This window comes from Thiomicrospira sp. ALE5 (assembly GCF_900112445.1).
Taxonomy (GTDB): Bacteria; Pseudomonadota; Gammaproteobacteria; order Thiomicrospirales; family Thiomicrospiraceae; genus Thiomicrospira.
On sequence record NZ_FOYY01000003.1, the window covers coordinates 922,090 to 947,146 of the forward strand.

Here is a 25,057-nt window from a genome sequence, read left to right on the forward strand (position 1 = left end):
CGATATTAGGCCGGATCGCGAACCATAGCTGTAGGAAAAATAACGCGAAATGTTGAACCGACTTTTAGACGACTTTGAATATCCAACTTGGCCTGATGACGCTCAATAATATGTTTGACTATGGCTAGCCCCAGACCCGTGCCGCCTGAACTACGTGAGCGTGCGGTGTCCACACGGTAAAAGCGCTCGGTTAATCGCGGGATGTCTTCTCGTGCAATACCAATACCGGTGTCTTTAACTTGAAAAACCAATTGATGTTGTTTATTCTCAAACCAACGCACCGTGATTTTGCCTCCTGCTGGCGTGTAGCGAATGGCATTACTCACCAGGTTCACAAACACGCTGCGTAGCGGATCTACTAACCCAAAAAGGTTTTTGTGGGTCGCTATTTCGAACTTTATATCGTGTTCGTTTTGGCTAAGTTGGTGCATTTCCTGTTCAAGTGCCATTAATACATCTTGCATATCAATCACATCGGGCGGTGTTTTATAACTATCCGCTTCAATTGAGGATAGCGTTAACAAGTCGTTGATAATGTTCTGCATTCGCTGAGCTTGGCTGCTCATTTGCTCAACGGGACCGTGCCATAAGGGTGGAAAGCTAGCGAGCTCATCTTGCATCAACTCCAAATAACCGGTTACCACCGTTAAGGGTGTCCGCAACTCATGTGAGGCATTTGCCACAAAATCACGTCGAACTTGGGCAAGGTTATGCTCGGCGGTAATGTCACGCACGATAAATAAAAAATGGTGTTGAAAATAAGGCACCATTGATGCACTTAGTCGCTGGGTGCTTTGGTGAGTTTGATAAAACTCAACGCTTTGCTCAAAATCAGCCATCTCAAAATAAGCGATAATTTCAGGCTGACGCAGCAAATTAGTAATAAGTTGACCTACGTCCCGTTGATTTAAACCTAACAAATCTTCGGCAGCGTGATTAATCCATTCAATTTTAAAATTCTTAGATAATGAAATATGTGCATCTGGCAATAGGTTCATGGCCTGCTGAACTTGATCCGTTTCCGATCTTAGCCGCTTAATTTGGCGTTTTTCTTTGTATGACTTTTCAAAATAGGCATCAAAAACATCACCCCACACACCAAAAGGTACTTGTTGTGCCACTAAGTCTGGACTTTTGACCATGCGCAAAAACTGCGCAAAAAAATACATATTTCGCAATACGTACAACAAAAACGCAACCACAAATGACCAGCCCCAAGCCTGAGTAAACAATCCAAGAACTGTGGCCAGAAGCACCAGCCCTGCTATGCCAATCACTTCCTCGTGAAAACGCATCCTTGTTGATAAGTCAAAAAACGGCTTTATACCAAGCACTCAACAGACCCATTACTCATCTGAAAAACGTGGATCAGGTTCCGAAAAACGGTAACCTGCACCACGAATAGTGTGGATGTAATCTTCACATTGTAGCGGTTCAAGCAACTTGCGTAAGCGGCGAATATGCACATCCACTGTACGCTCTTCAACCACCACTTGCTGACCCCAGACCTGATCCAATAGCTGGCCCCGAGAATAAACTCGATTAGGATGCTGCATAAAAAACTGCATCAGCTTAAACTCGGTAGGCCCCATACGGACCTCTTGCTCTTTTGCCCAAAAACGATAACTGGCCAAATCCATTCTCAACTCACCAAGTTGCAACACTTCTGTAGTTTGAGTTTCTGGATCCTGGCGACGAAACAAGGCACGAATACGCGCAACTAAAGCCCGAGGAGAAAACGGCTTAACCACATAATCATCAGCGCCCGCATCAAAACCCATTACTTGATCGGTTTCTTCACCACGCGCCGTTAACATCACAATCGGTAAGCTGCGCGTTTTCTCATCCTGTCGAATACGTTGCGCGAGCTTAACCCCACTAATACCCGGTAACATCCAATCCAGAATAAGCAAATCCGGCGTTTCATCCTGTATTTTTTGCCAGCCCTGTTCAGCATTAGCGGCCAAAACCACGTCATAGCCTGCTGAACTTAGGGTAAAGTGCAACATATCACGAATAGCCGATTCGTCTTCTACGACGAGTATTTTGGCAGGGGGCATAAAGTCTCTCATCATGGTAATCAATTAACTAATATTTTCTAAAAACTCAGCTAAACGATTCGGATCAATATTACGCATTTCCTGGCCATTCACTAAATAAATAATGGTTTCTGCCATATTTCGAGCATGATCGGTAATGCGCTCACTTGCTCGTAAAGCATAAATCAATTCAAACAAACATACCACATCGACATCCGAATCTTTAAAAAGTGCCATGACTTCATCAGTCGTCACTTTAAAGAGTTCGTCCACACGCTCTTCCTCTTCAATAATGCTGCTACAATCTTTTATATCTAAACGCGCAAATGCATTTAAGGCTTTCTGGAGCATTTCAGTAGCACGCGAAGCAATCTCAATCAGTTGTTTATACCCTTCTAACCCCTGACAGCGTCCATCATCCATCTTAGCAATCTGGATAACCATATTGGCAATCTTGACCACCTCATCGCCCATGCGTTCTAAATCGACCCCTAAACGGATCGACGCAATAACCAGCCTTAAGTCAGACGCGGTGGGCTGTTGACGCGCCAATAACCGCACACTCAAACGATCAATTTCAATTTCTTGTTGGTTAACCAGCTTATCAAGATTAATAACCTCTCTAGCTTCTTGAATATCGTAATTTTGCACCGCGTGAATAGCGCTAGCCAACTGACGCTCGACTAGGCCACCCATCTCTAAAACCTGGTTAAATAATTCTTCGAGCGCACGGTTAAATGAGCCAGATACATGTGAAGTAAACTCTTTTTTTTCCATAATCTTATCCCTATCCTTTTGTGGGTATTAACCGTAGCGCCCGGTAATGTAATCCTCGGTTCGTTTAGTTTGTGGATTAGTAAATAAACTATCTGTATCGGTGTATTCAATTAGTTCGCCCATATACATAAATGCGGTGTAATCCGATACTCGGGCTGCTTGCTGCATGTTGCGGGTAACAATTAAAATCGTAAAGTCTTTTTTCAACTCAAAAATCAACTCTTCAATCGCCAAGGTTGAAATCGGGTCTAAGGCCGAAGTAGGTTCATCTAGTAACATCACCTCTGGCTGAATCGCAATCGCCCGTGCAATACACAAACGCTGCTGCTGACCACCCGACATCCCCAAGGCATTTTCATTTAAACGGTCTTTCACCTCATTCCACAAACCGGCACCTTGCAAGGCCCATTCGACGGTATCATCAAGCGTTGACTTATTATTCACACCCTGCAAACGCAGGCCATAAGCCACATTCTCATAGATACTTTTAGGAAAGGGATTCGGCTTTTGAAATACCATCCCAATGCGACGACGAATTTCAGCTACATCCACTTCTTTGGCGTACATATCCTGGCCATGAATATGCATCTTGCCCTCAACGCGCACGATATCGATCAAATCGTTCATGCGATTGAAGCAACGCAACAAGGTTGACTTACCACAACCTGACGGACCAATAAAAGCAGTGACTCGATTCTCTGGAATATCCATCGTGACATTTTTTAACGCCTGTGAGTTGCCATAATATAAATCCCAATTTTTGACCTGGATCGCAATTTTTTCATCTGAAAGACTCATATTGCGGTGATCTCGCCCAGTATTGACACTAATGTTCTGACTCATTACTTTTTCCTTTTAACCTAAATTCTGTCAATTAATTTCTGGTAATTAATGTTCGAGCGATTTATATTTTTCGCGAAGACGGTTGCGGATCATAATCGCGCCCAAGTTTAAGGTCACAATCACCAGTACCAGCAACAGCGAGGTGGCATAAACTAATGGCTGCGCTGCTTCAACATTGGGGCTTTGGAAGCCCGCATCAAAAATATGAAAGCCGAGGTGCATAAACTTCTGATCCAAATGCACAAAGGGCGGATTCGCATTCACCGGTAACTCGGAAACCAGTTTTACAACACCCACAAGCATGAGTGGCGCGACCTCTCCGGCAGCACGCGCAATCGCCAGAATTAAACCCGTCATAATGGCTGGTGTTGTCATCGGCAACACTATTCGCAATATCACTTCCAGTTTGGTAGCACCTAACGCTAGCCCCCCCTCTCGAAGCGAACGTGGAATCCTTGACAAGCCTTCATCGGTTGACACAATCACCACCGGAAGGGTTAACAAGGCCATGGTTAACGCCGCCCACAGCAGGCCTGGTGTACCAAAAGTGGGATTAGGCAGCACATGGCTGTAAAACATTTGATCTATGTTGTAACCAAGCACATAGACAAAGAAGCCTAAACCAAAAATACCAAATACGATTGAGGGAACCCCTGCTAGGTTATTGATTGAGATACGCACCAACTTTAAAACTGGTCCTTCTTTGGCATATTCGCGCATATAGATCGCGGCTAAAATACCCATTGGCATCACAAATAAGGTCATCAAGATGACCATCGTAAAGGTACCGACGATGGCAGGGAATACCCCGCCTTCGGTATTGGCATTACGTGGATCATCGAGTAAGAAATTTTTAATTGAGCCAAAAAAGAAAGCGGTTTTTTCACCAAGGTGCATTTCATTTGGTTGCCAAAACCGCACGACATGATCTAAACCGAGCCGACGCTCAGCACCATCAGCAAGACTTACAATGACTGTGCCTAATTGGCTTAATTGGTTATATAGCTCATTGCGTACCGTTTCTAGCTCGCTAAATTCTTGATTTAAACGCGCACGATCAGCATCAAAATCAGCGATGATTTGTTCCGTTAACTGCCCTCTTTGCTCTAAACGACGTTGTTCAAAACGTAGCTGCTCTAACTGATAATTGATATTACCAATCAACCCTCTTTCAATATGACGCAACTCTTGGCGAATTTGATGACTTTTTGCTAGCTGTGAACGCATCCGATCTTTAACTAAGACTAGATCGTCAATGCGCTCACCATTAACCTCAAATGCCTCGATGACCGCATACATATCACCATGTTCATATCTTTCAAAAACACTTAAACCTTCGGCAAGCCGCTTCGATGTAATTGCATTTTCAGGAATCCACCTAAAATCGAGACCATAAATTTCACGGTTCGCTGTTTTTAATAAAATTTGATTTTCACGCAAACTGACTCCGGGGTTCTGCGGATCTTCAAACACGCGCACGCGGGTGTTATGAATTTCAGCGGTATAGACTGCAGATTCCGTTGCTTGTTCAACTTTAAACTCATAGATCGAGTGCGGCCAAAAGTGACTTAACCCACGTGCTGAAATCATTAACAGTAAACCAAATACGAGTACAACAGCGATACTAACGGCAGACGCACTAAACCATACCCAATGTTCGCCTTTGCTCATCCATGTTTTCATGACTAATTCCTTTTATCTTGGGTAATAGCGTTAAAGTGAACCGTATTTTTTACGCATACGCTGACGCACTATTTCGGCTAGGGTGTTAAAAAAGAAGGTGAAAATAAACAACACTAAACCGGACAGGAACAGCACACGATAATGAGTACTATCGACTTCGGTTTCCGCCATTTCAACCGCCAGGTTGGCCGCTAAGGTTCGCATTCCCTCAAAGATATTGACGTCCATTAATGGCGTATTACCCGATGCCATTAATACGATCATCGTTTCGCCCACCCCACGTCCAAAGCCCAGCATAACCGCTGAAAAAATACCCGGACTGGCCGTTGGCAGCACGACACCGACCATAGTCTGCCAACCACTGGCACCCAACGCATAGGAACCGTTAACTAGATAACGTGGCACACTGTAAATCGCGTCTTCGGCCACCGAAAAGATGGTCGGAATTAAAGCAAAGCCCATTGCAAAGCCGATCACCATCGCGTTGCGTTGATCAAAATCAATCCCAGCACTATTGGTCAACCAATCACGCATATCACCGTTAAAGAACATCCTCTCAATCGGTACACTCATGCTGAGGGCAAACCAACCCAAGAAAATGACCACCGGTAACATCAAAACCGCTCTACGCCCAATCGGCACCATTAAACGAATCTTTTCGGGCAACCGAGACCAGCCATATCCAAACAGCAGTATGCCTATGGGTACGACAAAAACGATGGCAAAAAAGCCTGGTAAATTTGCTTCCATGTAGGGTGCCAACCAAAGACCCGCAAGGAAACCTAAAATAACGGTAGGCAAGGCTTCAATAAGCTCAACAGACGGCTTAATCCATTGACGCGTTTTTTTGTCCATAAAAAACGCGGTGTAGATGGCAGCAAAGATCGCAATCGGTACGGCAAATAACATTGAGTAGAGCGCGGCCTTAATCGTCCCAAAGGTTAAGGGCGTGAGTGACATTTTGCCTTCGAAGTCGTCGGTTGCACCTGTAGACTGCCAAGTATGGGTCGGCTCTGAATACCCCTCATACCACACCTTTTTCCATAAGGATGAAAATGAAATTTGAGGGTGAGGATTGTGAATGTCATAGCTAATTAAACGTCCCGACTGGGTTTCAACTAGGGCACCGTTTTCGCGCGGTGCAAAGCGGATAAAGTTAATCGGATCTTGTAAACCCGTAGCCACTCCTTTTAAGTGACGTTCCGACGTAGAGTAGAACAGATTAAATTGTCCATCGTTGTCACCAAGGGCTAACCCGCGACGCGTACCTTCAATACCTATGGCGGTAATCGGCTGCTCACTGCGTGAAAAATCACGAATTTCTTGTAATGCGAAATCATTATTACGATCCCGCACCGGAAACCATTGAACTACGCGACCCTTATCGGTACCAAATAACATCGAGGTATTACCATTGAGGTATTTAGCCGTTGTAATCGTCTCATCAGGACGAACAACACGTAGCTGCTGCAACAATTCCGGCTGCTCTATATTACTTATTTGGTAATAACGCGCGAGACCATCACGCGCAACCAACACCAAATCACGCATATTCCTGGCAAGCATTATGTAGTCGGCAACAAAATCGGTACTAATTTGAGATTGCGCCCTTGGGCGAAGCTGAATTTCATCAGAAATAAACGACGTCCGCTTGGTATAGGTTTGAATACTGACTTTATCTGAAAAATTAGATTGAGCAACAATCATCATGCGCTCATCAACATCTCGTACCGCTAATCGATCAACAGGACCATCATGGATTGCCTTGGGCTCTTCTCCAAAAGGCCAATCCACCACCGGCGTAATGACCCGTTGACCATCAGGATAGGTTAACTCAAAACGTATTTGGCCTAATATGACGCCTCCATCACCTAAACCAAACGCAAAACGATTCGTTGGCTCATCTACTAGGGTGAAGCTAGTAATTTGCGTGCCCACTGGCACAGGTACTCTTTCATCAAGTAACACATCGGCATTTTCTGTAGAAAAGCCAAGTATCTGACCCAGATCAGTAATACGTACCCCGACTTCTTTATAATCATCAATGGCATAATGCACTGTACTCTGATCAATTCCACCCGGCACGAGCATCTCAGTGCGTTTGTCTATGTCTGCTGACACGAACATCGGCAACACAACATAAATCAAAAAAAACATTATCAGGAAAACGGCAAAAATAATCCCTATTCCGCCGCTACTAATACCATATTTTGCGGTATGATCAAGAATACGACGACGTAATAAACGCCGTTTCGAGCGTTGACCAGTTAAGGCCTCATTAAGATTGTCTTTGGCAAGCTGGCTCATTTGAACGGATTTCCACCCTGTTAGATTAATTTCAACACACTATATCGAGCCAATATTACAGCTATGTGTCAAAATAGATTTAATTTCAGCCTGCAATCGCACCAAAAGCAAATCAAATGCACCAAAATAGAATATTGCCGTTTAAGGACTAGGTGACTAAAAACCAAATTCGAATACAAAATTCATTTTTAAATCAACAGGGTACACGCAACTAAATTACAAAAAATGAATAACTGGCACGGTTTCCGCTTTAATATCAATGACAATATAATTACAACCACAACGAAGGATAAAGATTATGTCGCAAGCTATTTTCGATCTCATCAAAGAACAAGATATTAAATGGGCTGATTTGCGTTTCACCGACACGATTGGCAAGGAACAACATGTCACCATTCCTGCTACTGAGGTAGACGAAGACTTTTTCGAAGACGGCCATAGTTTTGACGGCTCATCAATCCGTGGTTGGAAAGGAATCCAAAACTCTGATATGTTGTTGATGCCTCAAACTGATGGTTTTTATTCAGATCCATTTACCAATGATCCCACCATTGTTATCCGATGCATGATTGTTGAACCCTCAACATTAGAACCCTATGAAAAGGATCCACGCGGCATTGCCAAGAAAGCGGAAATGTATTTAAAGTCTACCGGCATAGCTGATTCGGCATTTTTTGGCCCAGAACCAGAGTTTTTCGTGTTTGATGATGTGCGCTGGGGTGCAGATATGTCTGGCTCATTTGTTAAGATCGATGGTGGTGAATCATCATGGAACTCTGAAAAAGTTTACGAAGGCGGTAATATGGGTCACCGTCCAAAAGTTAAAGGTGGTTATTTCCCAGTTCCACCGGTTGATCAGCTACATGAAGTTCGTGCTGATATCTGCGCTATGGCCGAAGCAATTGGCTTGAAAATTGAAGCGCATCACCACGAAGTGGCTAACAGTGGCCAATGCGAGTTAGCCATTGCCGGCAACACTCTAACGGCTAAAGCTGACGAAGTGCAAATGCTTAAGTATGCCGTGCATAATACTTGCCACCAGTTAGGCAAGACCGCTACCTTTATGCCTAAGCCTGTTGTAGGCGATAATGGTTCAGGGATGCACATTAACCAGTCGCTTTCAAAAGGTGGTAAAAATATCTTTGCGGGTGATGTCTATTCTGGTTTGTCACAAGAAGCACTATGGTACATTGGTGGTCTGATGAAGCATGCTCGTGCATTAAATGCTTTCACTAACCCAGGCACTAACTCTTACAAGCGTTTGGTACCCGGCTTCGAAGCGCCGATCTTACTAGCTTACTCAGGCTCTAACCGTTCAGCGTCCATCCGTATTCCTTATGCGGCCTCAGAACGTGGTCGTCGTGTTGAATTACGCTTCCCAGACCCAACGGCTAACCCATATCTAGCCTTTGCCGCTTCGTTAATGGCTGGCCTAGACGGTATTATCAACAAGATTGACCCAGGCGCACCGGCTGAGAAAGATTTATATGATCTACCACCAGAAGAAGAAGCTACCTTTGAAACAGTGTGCTCTTCTCTAGAAGAGGCATTAGATGCGCTTGATAAAGACCGCGCGTTCTTAACGGCAGGTGGCGTATTCACTGATGAAGCGATCGATTCATATATCGCACTGAAAATGGAAGACGTGACTCGCATGCGCGCAACCACGCATCCGATTGAGTTTGATATGTATTACTCAGCTTAATCGATTCTCTGGAGAGCGATCTCCAGATAGAAACCTACGCATAAAAAACCCAGCTTAATGTTGGGTTTTTTGTTTAACGCAACCAACCTTGTACAATTTCACTAAAGTTATTTCTTTTAAGATAAACCGCAATCATTAGCAAAATCCACGACCAAATTAAAACAGGCCAATGTGTCCAACGACTAAAGGGAGTTTGTCCTTCATAAGGCTGAATATGACCTCGCAATACACCCACTTCATAGGCTGGAATCTGCTGCTTAACCTGACCATCTACGCCAATAATGACGGTATAGCCCGTATTGGTCACGCGTGCTATTTCACGCCCAAGCTCACGCGCACGCATCTGCGCTTCTTGACGCAGTTGTGCCGGCTCTAAGGTATGACTAAACCAGGCATCATTACTGGCGGTAATTAAAAACCTGGCCTGCGGTACATCCCTGGCAATCAAAGCACCAAACATCATCTCAAAACAAATCGATACACCCACAGAATGCCCAGCCAATTCCATTAATGGCTGTCGCGCTGGACCGGCACTAAACTGCGAAAAGGGCAAATTAAGATAGTCAGCAACCGATTCAATGACCCCAGACATCGGGTAATACTCACCAAATAACACCAACTTACGTTTATGGTAAATTTGATCAGGTTGACGCAGATTAATCATAGAGTTGAAGTATTGATTGGCGCTCGGGTCGGGGCGCGTAATGGCTCCCACTACAATATCACGCGATTGCAATTGTGCATCACCCACAAAGTGTCGTAGCAGGCCTGCTGCTGCTTGATCATAATAGCCAGGAATCGCCGTTTCTGGCCACACCACAATTTGCGCATCCAAGTGCTCACGCGTTAAACGCGTATACAAGCGCATCATATTGGCAAACTCTGATGTCTGCCATTTAATATCTTGCGAAATATTACCCTGAATCAAGGCAACCGATACCGGATCATCAACAGGGTTAACCCAAGCTACTTTTTGCAAGCTTCCGCCAAGCGGCCACAAGAAAACCATCACTAAAGCGGCAGGCAAGACTTGACGGTACTGCAGCATCCATACCAACAGGCCTGCGGTCATTGCAACAGCAAAACTCACACCATAAACACCGAATACAGGTGCATAACCATCCAGCCAGGTGTCCAAGTGCGAAGTGCCCATTAACAAGAAAGGCAAGCCTCCAAAGGTATGGGTGCGCAACCACTCGACCAACACCCAAACAGCTGGCATCAACCACAACAGGGCTGCACCCGGCCAATTATGCGATGCTAATTTACGAATTACCAGGCCTGCTAAAGCGACAAAACTGGATAACAGCAGCACAAACAAGGCAACGAGAATAATAGCGGCTAGCAGGCCTGCTTCTGAATAAAAATAAATACTCGAGAATAACCAGCTTACACCCACGCCAAATTGGCCAATACCGAACCACAGACCATATCGCGCACCATCTGCCAAACTGTTTGACTTGGCCAACCATAGCCAAAACAAGCCGGTCAGGCCAGCTAAAGCGAACGGAGATAACTCAAAGGGTGCAAAACCCAACACGGTCATGGCGCCAAAAATAATGGCTAAACCTGCCCAACGATTTGGTACCAAGGCTTGGCCAAACGCGACTAATGCATGTTTGAGTTTAATCATCAATATCAGCAGACCCAGCGTCTGATGCTTTATTCACCGGCTTGACTAAGAATAAATGGACACGCCGACTATCCGCTTTTAAAACACGAAAATTAAACCCTTGCAGCACAAGCTCTTCGCCTTTTTGCGGAACATGTCCTAAGTGTGTTGCAATTAAGCCACCAAGTGTTTCAATATTGCTGTCATGATCCAATACTACTTTAAATGTCTCGGCAAAAACCTCAAGTGGTGTAATGGCTTGTACTTTAAAACTGGTGCCATTTTGCGCCTTGATTAAAGCTTCTTCATCTTCATCATGCTCATCTTCAATTTCACCGACGATTTGCTCAAGGACATCTTCAATGGTAACTACGCCGGCCAGTCCGGCATACTCATCTACCACCAGTGCCATGTGGTTGTGACTAGACTTAAATTCACGCAGCAACACGTTAACCCGCTTACTCTCGGGAATAAACACCGGTTTGCGGTAAATTGAGCGCAGGTCTTCAATCGAATTTAATTGACCCTGCACCATGAGCTTCAAAACATCTTTTGCCAGCAAAATACCTAATACTTGATCTTTCGTTTCGGAAATAACGGGATAACGAGAATGGGCAGAGCGGGCAATTTCACTCAAAATGACGTCTAAAGGTTCAGACTCATCAATGACATCGACTTGAGGGCGCGGCACCATAATGTCGCGCACCCGCATCTCATTAACATCTAACACCCCTTCAATCATAAAAAAAGCGTCATGATCGATTAGTCCCTGCTGTTGCGCATCTTTCAGCAGGGTGATAAGGTCGTCTAAATCCTCCGGTTCATTCGAAAATACACGGGCGATACGATCTATCCAAGACGACCTGCTACTACTGTCACTTTCACTCATGGTGAGGGCTTAACTCCATTGCAATAAAATAAATTAAAATAATAAGATTAGTAAGGATCGGCAAAACCTAACTTGCGCAGAATACACGACTCCAATCGCTCCATTAGCGCCGCTTCGTCATCTTTAATATGATCAAATCCATGTAAATGCAAGTAACCATGAATTAATAAATGCGCCCAATGAGCTTCTGTCGCAATGGCCATGTCTTGTGCCTCTGCTAACATCACTGGCACACAAAATACTAAATCACCTAAATGCGGCCTACCCAATTCGGCCAATAGCTCAGGGGGCAAACAGGCATCATCCCAATCATCGACAGGAAAAGAGAGTACATTGGTCGGTTTATTAATACCTCGGTAGCTTTCATTTAGCTGCTGACTTTCAGCCGCATCCACAAATCTAAGCGTGATAATATAATCTTGATCCGCAAACTCATCAGCATCAAAGGCTACTAATTCGGCCTGCGCCGACGCTAACCAGCCTAAGCATTGCGCCTCAGTCGGTAACTCTGGATCATCTTCAACAACCTGTATATCAAGTTCAAACATGGCTAGGCTCAATTATGGGGCATTGGCTTTGATTGTTCATAGGCCTGCACGATGCGTTGTACTAACTTATGGCGCACGACGTCTTTGACTTGAAAAAACGTAAAACCGATTTCATCTAAATCCGCTAAAACCTCAATCGCATCTCGCAAACCGGATTTTTGATGCTTCGGCAAATCACATTGCGTAATATCTCCGGTCACGGCCAAACGAGAATTAAAACCCATTCGGGTTAATAGCATCTTCATCTGTTCAATAGTGGTATTCTGGGCTTCATCCAAGATAATAAAGGCTTCATTGAGCGTACGGCCCCGCATAAAAGCAAGCGGCGCAATTTCAATAACGTTTTTTTCGATCAAGCGCTCAACAGCTTCAAAGCCCAACATATCGAACAGTGCATCGTATAGCGGGCGCAAATAAGGATCCACCTTTTGAGTAAGATCGCCTGGTAAAAAACCCAGTTTCTCACCGGCCTCGACAGCAGGCCTGGTCAAGACGATTCGTCGCACCTGATCCGCTTCGAGCGCCGCTACCGCACAGGCCACCGCCAGATAGGTTTTACCCGTACCCGCCGGGCCTATGCCAAAGTTCACTTCATTATTTTTCATCGCCCGGACATACTGGGTTTGATTGGGATTACGGGTTTTAATTTGCTTACGCTTAACACGAATAAGTTCAAAACCCTCGGTGCTGCTTGCAGCGGCCTGCGCCAGACCTTGTTGAATATCTGCAGAACTCAGTAACAAATGCAGGTCTTCAGGCAACAGCGTTTTATGTTCCGCTTCCGCATACCAAGTGCGTACAGCCCGCTCAGCCGTTACCAAACGGCTTGGATGGCCGGTGATTTTAAATTTAAAGCCTAGATGGTTAATCTCCACGCCAAGCTTTAGCTCTAGGTCACTAATGTGCTGATTGTGCCAGCCACAAAAATTTTGCAGCTGCTCGTTTGATTCTGGGGTTAACTCAAATACAATCGAGTCCAATTGGCTTTCACTCATAAGACATTACAACGCATAGTAGGCTACAGGATCACGTTGCAAGCCTGCTTCTGGTTCATCAACCACCTTACCTCGCAGGGAATTAGTTAAGGCTTCATGAATCTCGACATCTACAAACTGACCAATCATATCAATACGGCCAGGAAAATTAACCACGCGATTATTTTCAGTGCGTCCAGCCACTTCATCAGTGGATCGTCGTGATAAACGCTCAACTAATACCCGCTGCTTAGTGCCAATCATCGCTTCGCTGTAGGCTTGAGTTTGCTCATTCAACAAGGCTTGCAACGCATATAAACGCTGCTTTTTTTCATCCATCGACACATCATCAGGCAAACTCGATGCCGGCGTGCCGGGGCGTGGGCTATAAATAAAACTAAACGAACGATCGTATTTCAACTCTTCGACTAGCTTCATAGTGGCTTCAAAATCTGCATGAGTTTCACCGGGGAAACCAATAATAAAATCACCCGACAAACTTAAATTTGGACGATGCGCCCGCACTTTGCGAATAATCGACTTATATTCCAACGCCAAGTGATTACGCTTCATCAAGGCCAAAATTCGGTCTGAACCAGATTGAATCGGTAGGTGTAAATGAGATACCAACTCGGGAATTTCACCAAACGCATTAATAATATTGCTGGTCATTTCATTGGGGTGTGAAGTGGTATAACGAATCCGGTCAATGCCTGGAATTAAACGTATTGCGTGCATTAAAATCGCTAAATCGGCGATGTCACCATCGGCCATCACACCCCGATAGGCATTAACATTCTGACCCAGTAAATTGATTTCACGCACCCCCTGTTCGGCTAGCATACGTACCTCAGCTAGCACATCATTAAACGGCCGGCTGACCTCTTCGCCACGGGTATAGGGCACCACACAAAAGGTACAATATTTTGAACAGCCTTCCATAATCGACACAAAGGCCGATACGCCGGTGGATTCTGGCTTAGGCAAATGATCAAACTTTTCAATTTCTGGAAAAGAAATATCAATCACCGCTTTAGCCTTGCCATCTCGTGCACGCGCACCTAACGCATCGTTAATCATATTCGGTAAACGATGCAGGGTTTGTGGCCCAAAAATTACATCCACATAGGGCGCACGTTTACGAATAACCTTTCCCTCTTGTGAAGCGACACAACCACCAACGCCAATCACCCGATTAGGCTTTTCCGCTTTCCACTTTTTCCATTTACCCAGTTCATCAAATACTTTTTCTTGCGCTTTTTCGCGCACCGAACAGGTATTCATCAACACTACATCGGCTTCTTCTGGGGTTTCAACCAAACGCAAACCATGGGTGTTCTCAAGCAAATTAGCCATCTTTTCTGAATCATACTCATTCATTTGACAGCCATAGGTTTTAATCAATAACCCACCGCCAACAATCGAGCTCGTTAAAGACGTATCTTGCTTTGTTAATAGATCACTCATGTTGCTTTACCTTATAAATCAGATGGTTAATAGGCACCAGCCAAGAAAAATAGCCGCATAGCTTACCATAAATCTTTACCCTTGCGTTGAGTTAGGTGCTCGCTTGCTCGGCGGCTAAAATTTTCGGCAAGCTCGTTAACACCGAGTCTGGGTTTAAACTCATCGAACTCACCCCTAGCTGCACTAAAAACTCAGCCATCTCTGGATAATCAGATGGCGCTTGACCACAAATACCAATGGGTTTACCCAAGGTTTGCGCTTGCTCAATCGCCATCTGCAACATCTTTTTCACGCCTGGGTCTCGTTCATCATAAGAGGCGGCCACCTTAGCTGAATCGCGATCCACCCCTAACACCAGTTGCGTTAAGTCATTACTGCCAATCGAAAAACCATCAAAATACTCGGCGAAGTCTGACATCATCAAGACATTATTAGGGATTTCACACATCATGTAGATTTTTAACCCCTGATCGCCAGATCGAATGCCTAATTGATTCAGCAAGCTCACCACCGCCTGCGCTTCATTCACACGGCGACAAAATGGCACCATCACATTGACATTGGTCAGCCCCATTTTTTCTCGCACCTGTTTAATGGCTTGGCACTCCAGCGCAAAACTCGGTGCAAAATCAGCATCAATGTAACGCGCCGCACCCCGATAACCGATCATCGGATTCTCTTCCTCTGGTTCATACAGGCTGCCACCTAATAAATTGGCATATTCATTGGATTTAAAATCCGAAAAACGGACCAACACGGGTTTGGGATAAAAGGCCGCCGCTAAGGTAGCAATCCCTTCCGCTAAGGATTGCACATAATAAGCTTGCGGTGATTCATAACCCCTAATACGCTCGCCAATAGCGGTTTTTAAGGGCTGATCACTCAACTGCTCAAAGTCCAATAGCGCCTGTGGATGAACACCTATCGCATTAATGATAAACTCCATTCTGGCTAAACCTACGCCAGCTACCGGCAAATGCGCATAGGCAAAAGCCAATTCAGGATTGCCAAGATTCAGCATAATCGGAGTGGCAGGCAGCGGCAGGTCACTCAAGTCGGTTTCTGTGATGTCAATATCAAGCAGTCCTGGATAAATCTTGCCCTGCTCGCCTTCGGCACAACTCACCGTTACATCCATACCGCTGGTGAGATGTTCCGTGGCATGCTCACATCCCACCACAGCAGGAATCCCTAGCTCACGCGCAATAATCGCGGCATGACAGGTGCGCCCGCCCCGATTGGTGACAATCGCACCGGCCATTTTCATAATCGGCTCCCAATCAGGGTTAGTGGTATCGCTCACCAAAATTTCACCGCGTTTAAAACTCGATAACTCAGACAGGTCTTTAATCACTCGCACCTGGCCTTGACCAATCTTACCGCCGACAGCTCGCCCAACCACCAACGGCGCACAGGCTGGAGGCGTCGCTAAACGATAGTCTCGCTGAATCGCTTTATTTTTTTGCGAAATAACCGTTTCTGGGCGCGCTTGAACAATAAATAATTCGCCGGTTAAACCATCTTTAGCCCACTCTATATCCATCGGCTTGGTGTAACCGGCTTGCGCCGAATAATGTTGCTCAATAATCATCGCATAGCGTGCCAGCGTCACCGCATCGGTATCACTCAAACAGAACACCTCGCGTTCAGCACGCGAGGTAGGCACATTTCGCACGGGTGACTTGGCTGCGGCTGAGGCTGCGGCATACACCATCTTAATCTTTTTGGCACCCTTATGGCGTTTGAGTACCTGCTCAAACCCTTGTGCTAAAGTTGGTTTATGCACATAAAACTCATCCGGATCAACCGCTCCTTGCACGACATTTTCACCCAACCCCCAGGCGGCGGTAATAAACACCACCTGATCAAACCCGGTTTCTGTATCTAAGGTAAACATCACCCCAGATGAAGCTAAGTCACTCCGCACCATGCGCTGCACGCCAATCGATAAGGCCACCTGATCATGATCAAAGCCTTTATCAATACGATAGTGAATTGCACGATCCGTGTATAAACTCGCAAAACAACGTTTGCAGGCTTCTAACAAGTCGGCTTCACCTTGAATATTAAGATAGGTATCTTGCTGACCGGCAAAACTGGCATTCGGCAAATCTTCTGCCGTCGCGGAGCTACGCACCGCTAAACTCAATTGGTCACCTAAACCCGACTCGGCTTGCAAACGCCCATAGGCTTGATGCAACTGGCTAATCATCTCCGCTGGCCACTTGGCATCATAAATCCAGCCTCTAACCCGCTTTGCGCGTGTGGCTAAATCATCCTTATCATCGGGGTTAAGTGCTTGCATTTCAGCCGAGATTTTTCCAGTCAGCTTGTTGGCCGATAGCAACTCGCGATAGGCCTCTGCCGTCACCGCGAATCCCTCTGGCACCGGCACACCTTGACTGGCTAAAGCCTGCACCATTTCGCCCAGTGACGCATTTTTGCCCCCCACCAGCGGCAAGTCATCTAAAGTCAACTCATTAAAAAACCGAATGTAACTTACCACAATCATTATTCTCCGAAACTCGTTTTATCCACATCATATTCATTACGACGACTGCCAACCCGTTGGAAAGCCTGTAAATCGAACAAAGGCAAAGTAGCTAATAAATTATCGAAAATGTCCGACTGGATTCGCTCATAATTGGCCCAGTCTTTATCCGCGCTAAAACAATAAATTTCAATCGGTAACCCTACCTCACTGGGCTGAAGTTGTCGCACCATCACCATTAGGTTTTGATTGATCAAAGGGTGTTTACGCAACTGCCATTCAACATAGGCTCGAAATAATGCGGTATTGGTTAGATCGGGTTGTTCAAGATTCACCAATTTTTGCTCGCCAAAAAAGTCCGCCAGCATAGGTGCTTGTTTAATTTTAGCCAGCTCATCCGCATCAACAAAGCGAATAGACAGAATATCAATTAATATCGCCCGCATAATACGACGACCACCGGACTCCTGCATGGCACGCCAGTTTTTAAACGAATCCGAGATCAGTGCATAAGTTGGCAAGGTGGTGACCGTATTATCGAAGTTGCGTACTTTTACTGTAGTCAGCGCCAGCTCAATCACACTGCCATTGGCACCATACTTAGGCATTTCAATCCAGTCTCCTCGTGCTACCATTCGATTAACGGCAATCTGAATACTGGCCACAAAGCCCAATAAGGCATCACGAAACACCAACAGCAATATTGCAGTAAGTGCCCCTAAGCCACTTAGTAAATAGGCCGGCGAGGTCCCCATGAGTAAACTCACCGCCATAATCGCCAGCACGATAAAAATCACCAGCTTAGTTAACTGGGAAATAACTTTAAACGGAATATTAGAATCTTGATGACGTGCCGCTAGCATAGCTTGAATGACGTCGGCCAGCGCCGCAAACGTTAATGCAATGAATACGTATAAATAGAGCCAAGTCAAGGTGTGCACCAGGCTTTCCCACCAAGGCCAACTACCAAAGAAAAAAGGGACCAAGCCAACCAACAGGATGGCGGGGATGAGATGTGCGATATGACTGGCCAAAGCAGGACGCTGTGCTGAGGTCACATCAAGCGTATCACCTTCAAACCAATCAATAAGTCGATTCACCCAAGGGCGTACTAATTGCCTTGATAGATAAAAGCTCACACTTACGAACAATAAAACCGTCGCAATACTGGTAAAAGCCACCAATATACTTAATAACATTGGATAGACTATCCAGTGTCCGAACAATGCTGATAACCAATCAACTAACATAATGCCTCATAGCGTTTAATTTTGTGTCATCAGCCTATCAAGAATGATTAAAAGTTCAAGCTTTTTAATTGGGTTAAATAATGATGGCCTTCTCGGCGCAACCAGCAGGCCTGCTGCTGATAATCAGGATAATAGCATTCAACCAACTGCCAAAACGCTTTACTGTGGTTAAAGTGAACGAGGTGGGCTAGTTCATGCACCATCACATAATCAATAACTGCGTCCGGGCAGGCGATTAATGCCCAATTAAGCTGCAACTCTTGGCGACGGTTACAACTCCCCCAACGCCCTCTGTAAAAACGAATCTTCAATCCTTGTGGTTGTTTAGGCATAATATCGGCCCAATGGGCTAAGCGATACGGTAAATAAGTACCGGCTTGCTCGAGGTACCAGCGCTTGAGGGATGTGAGCGAATCTTGCGGCGTAATAATTCGCCCTAAATTGCGATAGGGCCAAAGTTGATTAGGTTTTAGATTAAGGGGAACCGGAAGTTGTTTAAGTTGGTTACGCCACCAGGCCTGGTGGTCAGTTATAAATTGCACTAGCCATGCGTCAGAGACGCCAAAGGGTGCTAAACACCAACACCCCTGCCCATCAACGCGCAATGCCACCCGTTTGCGCCGACGGTCGCGCTTTAAAATCCAATTTTGCCCTGCAACTGATAATAATCGCTGCGACATTAAAACTAGCTAGCGCCTTGCTGCAGTGCGTTTAAATCACGCAATACCTCGGCGACGTGCGCTTCTGGGTCAACACCCTTGTAAACCTTGGCAATCCGACCATTGGGATCAACAATGAAACTGTTTCGACGCGCAAAACGCAACGGCCCTAACTGCCATAATGAATTATATTGCTTAGCCACCTCGCCACGCTCATCGGACAACAAACTAAACGGCAACTGGTATTTTTCGGCAAAGGCTGCATGACTGGCTACATTGTCTACACTGACACCGAAAACCGTGGCCTGCTTAGCGATGATGGCATTAATGTTATCTCTAAAACTACAAGCTTCAGTCGTGCAACCTGGCGTATCGTTTTTAGGATAAAAATACACCACTACCCATTGCCCACGGTAATTGGCTAAGGATTCAATTTGCTGATGCTGATTCATTAAACTAAAATCAGGTGCCATATCACCTGGCTCGAGTGCCAAAGCAGAAGATACTGGCAAAAACAGCATAAAAATATTTCGTAACCACTTCATAACACTGCTCCATGACAACTTGGGCTATTAAATTGTTAATTTAGCCATAAACAATCAATAAATGTTGCAGTCTTTGCGATTTTTACCTAATATTCATTTAGGCCATTAAATTTCTGGACTTTTCTGCATCGAAAGACTTGCAGCCAGCGCTTAAGTAAAATATCCTTGATTGGCCATAAATTTTACGTGCAACATTTAATTAAAGATTCGAATTCTTTTTTCATTCTTTTAAAACATCAATCATGCATAACGGGAGTTTATTCATGTCTAAAGAAGCATTAGTCGAACAGATCGTCGCTAACACAGGTCTTTCTAAAAAAGATGCCACCACTGCAATTGGTCAGGTTACTCAAGCAGTAACAGACTTAATGGTAAAAGGCCAAGATGTTAGTTTAATTGGCTTTGGCAAATTTAGTGTCAAAGATGTACCTGCTCGTACAGGACGCAACCCTTCTACCGGTGCAGAAATTCAAATTGCAGCCCGCAAACAAGTCAAATTTACGCCAGGTAAAGGTCTTAAGGATTCAGTTAATTGATTAACTAATCACTTAAGTTAACAAAAAGGGGCAATTGCCCCTTTTTTATTGTCATTATTATTTGCCAAGTTAGAACTCAGCCCACTCATCCCCTTCGGACGCACGTGATAGCGTTTTTGGTAAGGCAGCTTGGGTTGATTTTTTATTAGCGAGCGCGGATTTAGCGGGCTGTGGCGTTTTTACGGATAGTGCCCGTGTCTGACTCCCTGTTTTAAAATAAGCCATGGTGTTGCGCAAACTACTTGATTCACTGTCAAGCGAGATGGCCGCTGCAGTTGTCTCTTCAACCAGAGCAGCATTTTGCTGAGTAACACTATCTATCTGGGTGATCGCTTCGTTCACCTGCGCGACCCCCAAGCTCTGCTCTGCTGAGGCATCAGCAATTTGCTGTATCATATCGGCCACTTCTTGAATTGAGTCGGTAATCTGATTTAAATAATCACCCGACTTTTTGGCAAGATGCGTGCCTTTACTAACGCGTTCAACGCTAACGTCGATCAAACCACGAATTTCTTTCGATGCTTCAGCCGATTTTTGCGCCAAATCACGTACTTCGCCGGCAACTACCGCAAAGCCTCGCCCATGCTCACCGGCTCGCGCTGCCTCTACTGCCGCGTTCAATGCTAATAGATTGGTCTGAAATGCAATACTATCAATTAACGAAATAATATCAGCAATTTTATGGCTCGACTCTTCAATCGCTTCCATGGCAGCCAGCGTTTGCGCCATAACCTGCGCGCCGTCAATAGACTGAGACTTAACCTCGTGTGTTAACCCGGCGGCTTTTTGGGAGTTTTGACTGGTGTTTTCTATCGCCGAACTCATTTGATGCATCGTTGAACTTGTTTGCTGAAGTATAGCGGCTTGAGATTGCACTCTTTCAGACAAATCTGCCGAGCTCTCAGACACTTGCGAAGACGCATCACTGACCACTTGCGCCGCTTCAGTTGATGCACTAACAACCTCTTTTAATTTTTCGCCCGCATAGGTAATCGCATTTTTTAAATCATGAATCTGTCCCTTGTATACTCCGTCAGGTAATGTTTGCGTCAAATCACCATCTGCCTGCGCAGCAAGTACAGCATGAAGACCCATCATAACCTTATTCAACTGCATCAATGCACTGTTGATATTATCTTTCATGGTCTTCAAGACACCCTCCGCTTCTGCAGTCACTTGCGAATCAAAACGACCATTGCTCATATCATCCATAACACGCACGATGTCGTCAGTAATATTGGCCTCTTGGGTACGGTCTAACCACTCGACCACATACCCGCGTTTTTTTCCATCCTTGACAATCGGAACCACCGTTAAGCGTAGAACTAAGCCTGCAACACGTAACTCACTTGTCCAAGGTTCTTGTATTTTTTCTAGCAATGCACGCTGATGGGCTGGATCTTGATGCAACATATCCATGTTCGAACCCACCACTTTAGAAGCATTAAAATTTGGCAAGACTTGTTTGAGTTGTGCTTCATTACGCGTAAACATTTGATGAAGGGATTTGTTGATACTTTTAATAGTGAAATGTTGGTCAGCAACCATAATATTGGTACTGGCCGCATTGAGCGCGGTAATTAATTCATCAGAAGCACGGATATTGTCATAGTTTCTAGCCGCAAACTCCGCGACACGCGAACGAATTAAATTCAGCATAAAACCAAGCTGACTATTATCATTAATGCGTTGTTGGAACTGGCTATTATTCAGGTCTTCAATACCTTTAAGCAAGTTAGCAGAAAAATGTTGCTTAGTATGCGCCAAATAGGCCAAGTAACCCATTGCAGCAACTGATAGACCCAACCAAGCCAATCCCATTAATCCACCCGTGGTAGCATTACTTGCCACTGCCGCTAGCACGCCACCGACACCAGCAAGTAATGGTAGTGTTGTTTTTAGTAAACCCACCTGACTTTCCGGTCTTGGCGTCCACGGAAAACCCACCTTACCCGCTTTAATATCGGCATAAAGTTGCGATGCAAATTGCTTTTGCTCATCAGTGGCCGGATAACGCACCGACAGATAACTGGTAATTTTGCCATCTTTAAACACGGGGGCGGCATTGGCAGATACCCAATAGTAATCACCATTTTTACGTTTATTTTTGACGATACCCTGCCAAGGCAGGCCTGCTTGAATGGTATCCCAAAAATCCTTAAACGCCTCTTTGGGCATATCAGGATGTCTTAATAGATTATGGGGCTGGTTAATCAATTCACTATCTGAATAGCCCGAAGCCTCTTTAAAGCCCTCGTTGTAATCAATAATGTTGCCGTGTAAGTCAGATGTTGAAAGAATAACTAAGTCTTTTGGAAGGATAAACTCTTGCCCGGCCATGGCTTTTACCTTTAGTTTTTACTTGAAGGTGATTATGCCGTGGTCGGTGTGTTTTTAAAAGTCTCTGATCATAATAAGTTTAGCGGGTTAAAACTCAGCCCACTCATCCGATCTAGATGCTGGTGATACAGTTTTTGGTAAGGCGGCCTGTGCTGATTTTTTGTTATCGAGCCTTGGTTTAGCAGGCTGCGTCGTGTTTTCTGCCAGTGCTTGTGGCTGACTTCCTGTTTTAAAATAGGCCATGGTGTTTCGCAAATTAGTTGCTTCGCTGTCTAAGGTGTCCGCAGCCGCAGTTGTCTCTTCTACCAAGGCCGCGTTCTGTTGGGTAACCGCATCAATCTGGGTGATCGCCTCATGCACTTGTGCAATACCTTGGCTTTGCTCTGCTGACGCATCGGCAATTTGTTGAATCATATCCGCCATCTCTTCAATAGACTGAGTGATTTGATTTAAATAATCGCCTGATTTTTGTGCTAACTGCGTACCGTTGCCAACACGCTCCACGCTTGCATCAATCAACCCGCGAATCTCTTTCGATGCTTCTGCTGATTTTTGTGCTAGAGCACGCACCTCACCCGCCACGACGGCAAAGCCTCGTCCATGTTCACCCGCTCTAGCCGCTTCAACAGCGGCATTTAAAGCAAGCAAATTCGTTTGGAAGGCAATACTGTCAATCAAGGAAACAATATCAGCAATTTTATGACTCGACTCTTCAATGGCTTGCATCGCGGTAAGCGTTTTTTCCATTACCTGTGCGCCCTCAGTAGATTGCGATTTCACTTCAAGCGACAACTCAGCAGCACGACGTGAATTCTGACTGGTATTCTCAATCGCCGAGCTCATCTGATGCATGGTAGCACTGGTTTGCTCCAGTGCCGCGGCCTGCGATTGCACACGCTCAGATAAATCATTCGCTCCCTGCGACACTTGTGCAGAGGCATCACTTACTACCTGAGCTGCCTCAATGGCAGAGCCAACCACTTCTTTTAAACGGTCCGCCGCATAATTAATGGCATTTTCCAGGTCATGCATTTGACCTTTGAAAGCATTTTCAGGCAACTGCTGGGTAAGATCCCCCTTGGACTGCGCCTCTAAAACTGTACTGATTTCAGACACGGCCTGATTAACCTGGCTTAAGGCGCCATTTATGTTGCCTTTCATGACTTTAAGCACACCATCCGCGACCGCTGTCACCTGTGAATCAAACCGACCGTGGTTCATATCGCTCATAACACGCACGATATCGTCAGTAATATTGGCTTCTTGGGTGCGATCTAACCATTCAACGACATACCCGGTTTTTTCGCCATTGACTTTAATGGGTACGACCGTAAGGCGTAGCACCAGACCCGCTACACGCAATTCACCCGTCCAAGGCTCAACCATTTTGCCCACCATTGCACGCTGATGGGCAGGATTTTGATGGAAAATATCCATATTAGAGCCCACTACCCGAGTGGCATCGAAATTAGGCAAGGCTTGTTTGAGTTGCGCTTCATTACGGGTAAACATCTCACGCAGTGATTTGTTAATACTCTTAATATTGAACTCACCGTCGGCCACCATGATATTGGTGCTGGCAGCATTCAGGGCAGTCGTTAGCTCCTGCGAAGCGCGCAGCGCATCATAATTTCGCGCCGCAGATTCAGCCACCCGTGAACGAATCAAGTTCATCATAAAACCAAGTTCAGAATTATCGTTAATGCGATTACGGAATTGGCTATTGTTAATATCTTCGATGCCTTTAAGAATCGTAGCCGAGATGGATTGCTTGCCATGCAGCTGATAGGCAAGATAACTCAGTCCAATCACCGGTAAACTTAACCAAGCCAAGCCTAATAAACCGCCAGTCATTGCAATCGTGACACCGGCTGCCACAGTGCCGCCTAAACCAGCTAACAGCGGCAGAGTGAGTTTGGCTTTTTCAGTCTGTTTTGATGGGCGAGGTGTCCAAGGAAAGCCAACTTTACCAGCTTTTACGTCGGCATAAAGCTGGGTGGCCCACTGCTTTTGCTCTTCTGTTGCGGGATAACGAACCGACAGATAACTGGTTATCTTGCCGTCTTTGAATATGGGGCACGCATTGGCCGAAACCCAATAATAGTCGCCGTTTTTGCGCTTATTTTTAACCATGCCCTGCCATGGCAGGCCTGCTTGAATGGTATCCCAAAAATCCTTAAATGCCTCTTTAGGCATATCAGGATGACGAAGAATACTATGGGGTTGATTTTTTAATTCTTCATCACTGTAGCCCGACGCTTCTTTAAAGCCCGCGTTATAGTCAATGATCGTTCCATGCAAATCTGCCGTAGATAAGATTACTAATTCAGCTGAAAGTTTATATTCTTGACCACTCATACATTAACCAACTTACGATGTTGTGTTTTGTATT

Annotated in this window: 19 protein-coding genes; 2 read left to right on the plus strand and 17 right to left on the minus strand. The window is 45.3% G+C overall.

The window, feature by feature from the left end; all coding sequences use genetic code 11:
• Positions 1 to 5: 5 nt before the first annotated feature.
• From phoR to BM293_RS04535, 6 genes are all read right to left on the minus strand, one after another.
• Positions 6 to 1,295 carry a phosphate regulon sensor histidine kinase PhoR gene (gene phoR, locus BM293_RS04510; protein WP_093447131.1) on the minus strand — a complete coding sequence of 430 codons (1,290 nt, stop codon included), beginning with the start codon at positions 1,293 to 1,295 and terminating at the stop codon, positions 6 to 8.
• A 51-nt stretch (positions 1,296 to 1,346) separates the two neighbouring features.
• Complete coding sequence (gene phoB, locus BM293_RS04515) at positions 1,347 to 2,060, minus strand: phosphate regulon transcriptional regulator PhoB (RefSeq protein WP_093447133.1); 714 nt, start codon at positions 2,058 to 2,060, stop codon at positions 1,347 to 1,349.
• Positions 2,061 to 2,084: 24 nt separating this feature from the next.
• A complete protein-coding gene (gene phoU, locus BM293_RS04520) occupies positions 2,085 to 2,816 on the minus strand; it encodes a phosphate signaling complex protein PhoU (protein ID WP_093447135.1) in 732 nt (243 codons plus the stop codon).
• A gap of 27 nt (positions 2,817 to 2,843) precedes the next feature.
• Positions 2,844 to 3,614 carry a phosphate ABC transporter ATP-binding protein PstB gene (gene pstB, locus BM293_RS04525; RefSeq protein ID WP_234968935.1) on the minus strand — a complete coding sequence of 257 codons (771 nt, stop codon included), beginning with the start codon at positions 3,612 to 3,614 and terminating at the stop codon, positions 2,844 to 2,846.
• A 90-nt stretch (positions 3,615 to 3,704) separates the two neighbouring features.
• Positions 3,705 to 5,342: a phosphate ABC transporter permease PstA gene (gene pstA, locus BM293_RS04530; protein ID WP_093447138.1), complete on the minus strand. Its 1,638-nt coding sequence runs from the start codon at positions 5,340 to 5,342 to the stop codon at positions 3,705 to 3,707.
• Between the two features lie 30 nt (positions 5,343 to 5,372).
• Positions 5,373 to 7,649 (minus strand): ABC transporter permease subunit, encoded by a 2,277-nt coding sequence (locus BM293_RS04535; RefSeq protein ID WP_093447139.1) that lies wholly within the window; start codon positions 7,647 to 7,649, stop codon positions 5,373 to 5,375.
• A gap of 298 nt (positions 7,650 to 7,947) precedes the next feature.
• On the opposite strand from BM293_RS04535, the gene glnA reads away from it, so the two are divergent.
• Complete coding sequence (gene glnA / locus BM293_RS04540) at positions 7,948 to 9,354, plus strand: type I glutamate--ammonia ligase (RefSeq protein ID WP_093447141.1); 1,407 nt, start codon at positions 7,948 to 7,950, stop codon at positions 9,352 to 9,354.
• 73 nt (positions 9,355 to 9,427) lie between these two features.
• Here glnA and lnt read toward each other — a convergent pair whose 3' ends face one another.
• The 9 genes from lnt to BM293_RS04585 form a co-directional block, all read right to left on the minus strand.
• Positions 9,428 to 10,987 (minus strand): apolipoprotein N-acyltransferase, encoded by a 1,560-nt coding sequence (gene lnt, locus BM293_RS04545; protein ID WP_093447142.1) that lies wholly within the window; start codon positions 10,985 to 10,987, stop codon positions 9,428 to 9,430.
• Positions 10,980 to 11,855, minus strand: coding sequence for an HlyC/CorC family transporter (locus BM293_RS04550; RefSeq protein ID WP_093447144.1), 876 nt, complete (start codon positions 11,853 to 11,855; stop codon positions 10,980 to 10,982). The genes lnt and BM293_RS04550 overlap by 8 nt, the downstream gene beginning before the upstream one ends.
• Positions 11,856 to 11,902: 47 nt before the next feature.
• Positions 11,903 to 12,403, minus strand: coding sequence for an rRNA maturation RNase YbeY (gene ybeY / locus BM293_RS04555; protein ID WP_093447145.1), 501 nt, complete (start codon positions 12,401 to 12,403; stop codon positions 11,903 to 11,905).
• Between the two features lie 8 nt (positions 12,404 to 12,411).
• Positions 12,412 to 13,398: a PhoH family protein gene (locus BM293_RS04560; protein WP_093447147.1), complete on the minus strand. Its 987-nt coding sequence runs from the start codon at positions 13,396 to 13,398 to the stop codon at positions 12,412 to 12,414.
• Between the two features lie 6 nt (positions 13,399 to 13,404).
• Positions 13,405 to 14,844 (minus strand): tRNA (N6-isopentenyl adenosine(37)-C2)-methylthiotransferase MiaB, encoded by a 1,440-nt coding sequence (miaB, locus tag BM293_RS04565; RefSeq protein ID WP_093447148.1) that lies wholly within the window; start codon positions 14,842 to 14,844, stop codon positions 13,405 to 13,407.
• A gap of 91 nt (positions 14,845 to 14,935) precedes the next feature.
• The gene (gene ppsA / locus BM293_RS04570; protein ID WP_200770597.1) at positions 14,936 to 17,356 is read right to left on the minus strand and encodes a phosphoenolpyruvate synthase; all 2,421 of its coding nucleotides are present in this window, start codon (positions 17,354 to 17,356) and stop codon (positions 14,936 to 14,938) included.
• Positions 17,356 to 18,585 carry a mechanosensitive ion channel family protein gene (locus BM293_RS04575; RefSeq protein WP_093447150.1) on the minus strand — a complete coding sequence of 410 codons (1,230 nt, stop codon included), beginning with the start codon at positions 18,583 to 18,585 and terminating at the stop codon, positions 17,356 to 17,358. Before BM293_RS04575 ends, ppsA begins: the two co-directional genes overlap by 1 nt.
• Before the next feature lie 47 nt (positions 18,586 to 18,632).
• The gene (locus tag BM293_RS04580; protein ID WP_093447151.1) at positions 18,633 to 19,265 is read right to left on the minus strand and encodes a M48 family metallopeptidase; all 633 of its coding nucleotides are present in this window, start codon (positions 19,263 to 19,265) and stop codon (positions 18,633 to 18,635) included.
• Between the two features lie 5 nt (positions 19,266 to 19,270).
• Positions 19,271 to 19,789 (minus strand): peroxiredoxin, encoded by a 519-nt coding sequence (locus BM293_RS04585; protein ID WP_093447153.1) that lies wholly within the window; start codon positions 19,787 to 19,789, stop codon positions 19,271 to 19,273.
• Positions 19,790 to 20,052: 263 nt separating this feature from the next.
• Here BM293_RS04585 and BM293_RS04590 point away from each other — a divergent pair, with 263 nt between their 5' ends.
• Positions 20,053 to 20,325, plus strand: a complete 273-nt coding sequence (locus BM293_RS04590; protein WP_093447154.1) for an HU family DNA-binding protein — start codon at positions 20,053 to 20,055, stop codon at positions 20,323 to 20,325.
• A gap of 69 nt (positions 20,326 to 20,394) precedes the next feature.
• Here BM293_RS04590 and BM293_RS04595 read toward each other — a convergent pair whose 3' ends face one another.
• The gene (locus BM293_RS04595) at positions 20,395 to 22,665 is read right to left on the minus strand and encodes a methyl-accepting chemotaxis protein (protein ID WP_093447155.1); all 2,271 of its coding nucleotides are present in this window, start codon (positions 22,663 to 22,665) and stop codon (positions 20,395 to 20,397) included.
• Between the two features lie 87 nt (positions 22,666 to 22,752).
• The gene (locus BM293_RS04600; RefSeq protein ID WP_093447157.1) at positions 22,753 to 25,023 is read right to left on the minus strand and encodes a methyl-accepting chemotaxis protein; all 2,271 of its coding nucleotides are present in this window, start codon (positions 25,021 to 25,023) and stop codon (positions 22,753 to 22,755) included.
• Positions 25,024 to 25,057: the final 34 nt, after the last annotated feature.

Bases quoted from the DNA above. Each gene is read 5' to 3' on its own strand.
- pstA (WP_093447138.1), bottom strand. From the start codon at position 5,342: ATGAAAACATGGATGAGCAAAGGCGAACATTGGGTATGGTTTAGTGCG.
- BM293_RS04595 (WP_093447155.1), bottom strand. From the start codon at position 22,665: ATGGCCGGGCAAGAGTTTATCCTTCCAAAAGACTTAGTTATTCTTTCA.
- BM293_RS04560 (WP_093447147.1), bottom strand. From the start codon at position 13,398: ATGAGTGAAAGCCAATTGGACTCGATTGTATTTGAGTTAACCCCAGAA.
- BM293_RS04600 (WP_093447157.1), bottom strand. From the start codon at position 25,023: ATGAGTGGTCAAGAATATAAACTTTCAGCTGAATTAGTAATCTTATCT.
- BM293_RS04580 (WP_093447151.1), bottom strand. From the start codon at position 19,265: ATGTCGCAGCGATTATTATCAGTTGCAGGGCAAAATTGGATTTTAAAG.
- phoB (WP_093447133.1), bottom strand. From the start codon at position 2,060: ATGCCCCCTGCCAAAATACTCGTCGTAGAAGACGAATCGGCTATTCGT.
- BM293_RS04550 (WP_093447144.1), bottom strand. From the start codon at position 11,855: ATGAGTGAAAGTGACAGTAGTAGCAGGTCGTCTTGGATAGATCGTATC.
- ybeY (WP_093447145.1), bottom strand. From the start codon at position 12,403: ATGTTTGAACTTGATATACAGGTTGTTGAAGATGATCCAGAGTTACCG.
- BM293_RS04585 (WP_093447153.1), bottom strand. From the start codon at position 19,789: ATGAAGTGGTTACGAAATATTTTTATGCTGTTTTTGCCAGTATCTTCT.
- phoU (WP_093447135.1), bottom strand. From the start codon at position 2,816: ATGGAAAAAAAAGAGTTTACTTCACATGTATCTGGCTCATTTAACCGT.
- BM293_RS04535 (WP_093447139.1), bottom strand. From the start codon at position 7,649: ATGAGCCAGCTTGCCAAAGACAATCTTAATGAGGCCTTAACTGGTCAA.
- pstB (WP_234968935.1), bottom strand. From the start codon at position 3,614: ATGAGTCTTTCAGATGAAAAAATTGCGATCCAGGTCAAAAATTGGGAT.
- lnt (WP_093447142.1), bottom strand. From the start codon at position 10,987: ATGATTAAACTCAAACATGCATTAGTCGCGTTTGGCCAAGCCTTGGTA.
- ppsA (WP_200770597.1), bottom strand. From the start codon at position 17,356: ATGATTGTGGTAAGTTACATTCGGTTTTTTAATGAGTTGACTTTAGAT.
- glnA (WP_093447141.1), top strand. From the start codon at position 7,948: ATGTCGCAAGCTATTTTCGATCTCATCAAAGAACAAGATATTAAATGG.
- miaB (WP_093447148.1), bottom strand. From the start codon at position 14,844: ATGAGTGATCTATTAACAAAGCAAGATACGTCTTTAACGAGCTCGATT.
- BM293_RS04590 (WP_093447154.1), top strand. From the start codon at position 20,053: ATGTCTAAAGAAGCATTAGTCGAACAGATCGTCGCTAACACAGGTCTT.
- BM293_RS04575 (WP_093447150.1), bottom strand. From the start codon at position 18,585: ATGTTAGTTGATTGGTTATCAGCATTGTTCGGACACTGGATAGTCTAT.
- phoR (WP_093447131.1), bottom strand. From the start codon at position 1,295: ATGCGTTTTCACGAGGAAGTGATTGGCATAGCAGGGCTGGTGCTTCTG.